Consider the following 3,398-nt stretch of genomic DNA (forward strand, 5'->3'; position numbering starts at 1 on the left):
CAAACCAGAAACCCACACCCTCACCACCGCCGTCGCCGCCCTGCACACCAACGGCATCCCCGTCGACTGGCCCACCTTCTTCACCGGCGCCCAGACCGTCGACCTGCCCACCTACCCGTTCCAGCGCAGGTCGTACTGGCTGCGGCCGGCCGGCGCTGGCGACGTGGGCGCGGCCGGCCTCACCGCGGCGCGCCACCCGCTGCTCGGCGCGGTGCTGGGCGTGACGGACACCGGCCGACTCGTCCTCACCGGACGGCTCTCCCTGCGCGAGCAGCCGTGGCTCTCCGACCACGCCGTCCTCGACACCGTCCTGCTTCCCGGCACCGCGTTCCTCGAACTCGCCGCCCACGCCGCCCAGCACACCGGCAGCACGATGGTCGAGGAACTCACCCTCCAGGCGCCGCTGGCACTGACCGAACAGCAGCGGGTCAACCTCCAGGTGTGGGTGGGCCGGCCCGACGAGCAGGGCCGACGCGAGTTCGGCGTGTACTCCCGACCGACCGAGCACACGCCGGGCGAGGAGTGGACGTGCCACGCGTCCGGCATACTGGCCGACGCGCCGACGCCGGCCCCCGTCGTCGACGAGTGGCCGCCGCCCGGCGCGCAGACCGTCGACGTCGACGACTTCTACGGCTGGCTGTTGGCGCGCGGCTTCTGCTACGGCCCCGCCTTCCAGGGCGTCCAGGAGGTGTGGCGGCGCGGCGACGAACTGTTCGCCCGGGTCACCCTGCGCGCGGAGGAGGAACCGGCAGCCGCGCGGTTCGGCGTGCACCCGGCTCTGCTCGACGCCGCCATGCACCCGCTGGTGCTGCACGTCGACGGCGGCGGGAACCCGACGGGCCAGGCGTGGCTCCCCTTCTCCTGGCGCGGGGTGCGGCTGCACCGCCCGGGAGCGTCGGCGCTGCGGGTCCACCTGGTCCCGGCCGGCGAGAACACCCTCCGGGTGAGCACCACCGACGACGACGGCAACCCGGTGCTGAGCGCGGACGCGGTCACGGTCCGCCCGGTCACCACCAGCGGACTGGCCGGCGCCAGCGGCCCCAGCGCGGCGCTGTACCGCACCGAGTGGGTGCCGGTGACCGCTCCGACCGGCGCCGGCAGGGCCGACGTCGAGATGTTCCGGGTCGAGGCGGGCGACACCCCCGACGCCGTACGGAGGTCCCTGCACCGCACCCTGGCGGCGGTCCAGGAGACGGCGGCCGGCACCGGGCGGCTGGCAGTGGTCACCCGCAGCGGAGATCTCGCGGGCGCCTCGGCGTGGGGTCTCGTCCGCTCCGCGCAGACCGAGCACCCGGACCGCTTCGTGCTCGTCGAGACCGACGGCACCGAGAGCTCCGAACACGTGCTCGCCGCGGCGATCGCCACCGGGGAACCACAGCTCGCCATCCGCGACGGGGCGCTGACCGTGCCACGGCTCGCCCGGCACACCACCCCCGCCCCGGACGGCGAACTGTTCGACCCGGCGGGGACCGTCCTCATCACCGGTGGCACCGGAACGCTCGGCGCCACGCTCGCCCGCCACCTGGTCACCCGGCACGGCGCGGCGCACCTGCTCCTCGCCTCGCGCCGGGGACAGGACGCGCCGGGCGTCGCCGCGCTGGTCGAGGAGTTGACCGGCCTGGGCGCCAGCACGGTCGACGTGGTCGCGTGCGACACCGCCGACCGCGAGGCGCTGGCCGCCCTGCTCGCGGGCCTCTCCCGGCCGCTGGTGGGCGTGGTGCACACCGCGGGCGTACTCGACGACGGCATCCTCGGGTCGCTCACGCCCGAGCGTCTCGACGCCGTCCTGCGGCCCAAGGTCGACGCCGCGCTGAACCTGCACGAGCTGGCCGGCGACGTCGGGCTGTTCGTACTCTTCTCCTCCGTCGCGGGCGTCGTGGGCACGGCCGGGCAGGCGAACTACGCGGCGGCGAACGCGTTCCTCGACGGCCTGGCCGCACGACGGCGGGCCGAGGGCCAAGCGGCCACCTCGCTGTCCTGGGGCCTGTGGGCCCAGGACAGCGCCATGACCAGCCAGCTCGACGAGGCCGACCTGGCCCGGATCGCGCGCGGCGGACTCCTGCCGCACAGCGTCGAGGAAGGGCTCGCGCTCTTCGACGCCGCGTGCCGCACGGCCGAGGCGCACCTGGTGCCCGTCACCATCGACGTCGCCGCCGTACGCGCCGCGACGAACGCCCCGCCGCCGCTGCACGGCCTGGCCAGGATCCCGCGCAGGCGGCAGGCCGCGACCCGGCCGGGCGCCACCGCACTGGCCCACGAGCTGGCCGGGCTCAGCGAGGAGGAGCAGCTCGCGCGCCTGTTCGACATCGTGCGTACGCAGGTCGCCACCGTGCTCGCCCACCCGGACGCGGACTCGGTCCCGCTGTCCGAGTCGTTCCGTCAGCTCGGTGTCGACTCGCTGATGGCCGTCGAGCTGCGCAACCGGCTCAACACCGCGACGGGCCTGCGCCTGCCCGCGACCCTGACCTTCGACTACCCCACCCCGGAGGCGCTCGCCGCCTACCTGCGCGGCGAGCTGGGCGAGCGGGAGGAGGAGCCACGGCCCGCCGCGACGTCGGTCGCCGCCCGCCCCACCGACGAGCCGATCGCGATCGTCGGCATGGCCTGCCGCTATCCCGGCGGCGTCACCTCACCCGACGAGCTGTGGCGGATGCTGGTCGACGGCCGCGAGGGCGTCAGCGGCTTCCCGACCGACCGCGGCTGGCAGTTGGACACGCTGTTCGATCCCGACCCGGACACCCCTGGCACCAGCTACGTCAGCCAGGGCGGCTTCCTGCTCGACGCGGCCGGGTTCGACGCGGAGTTCTTCGGCATCAGCCCGCGCGAGGCGCTGGCCATGGACCCGCAGCAGCGGGTGTTCCTGGAGACGTGCGCGGAGGCGCTGGAGAGCGCCGGCCTGCGACCGGACGATCTGCGCGGCTCGAACACCGGCGTGTTCGCCGGCCTCATGACGCACGACTACGCCGCCCGGTCGAGCGCGGTGCCCGACGGGGTCGAGGGATTCTGGGGCACCGGCACCGCGGGCAGCGTCGCCTCGGGCCGGGTGGCGTACACGTTCGGGCTGGAGGGGCCGGCGGTCACCGTCGACACGGCGTGCTCGTCGTCGCTGGTCGCCCTGCACCTGGCCGTGCAGGCGCTGCGCTCCGGCGAGTGCTCCCTCGCGCTGACCGGCGGGGTGACCGTCATGGCCACGCCCGGCCTGTACGTCGAGTTCTCCCGGCAGCGGGGACTGTCGCCGGACGGCCGGTGCAAGGCGTTCGCCGCATCCGCCGACGGCACCAGTTGGTCCGAGGGCGTGGGTGCGCTCGTGGTGGAGCGGCTGTCCGACGCCCGCCGCAACGGTCACCGGATCCTCGCCGTCGTACGCGGCACCGCCGTCAACCAGGACGGCGCCTCCA

1 protein-coding gene is annotated in these 3,398 nt (G+C 75.0%); it reads left to right on the plus strand.

Going from position 1 to position 3,398, the window contains the following annotated elements:
• A partial coding sequence (locus tag ACGFIR_RS31560; protein ID WP_393149032.1) for a type I polyketide synthase occupies positions 1-3,398 on the plus strand: 3,398 nt, incomplete at both ends.

This window comes from Micromonospora sp. NPDC049051 (assembly GCF_043197575.1).
GTDB lineage: Bacteria > Actinomycetota > Actinomycetes > Mycobacteriales > Micromonosporaceae > Micromonospora.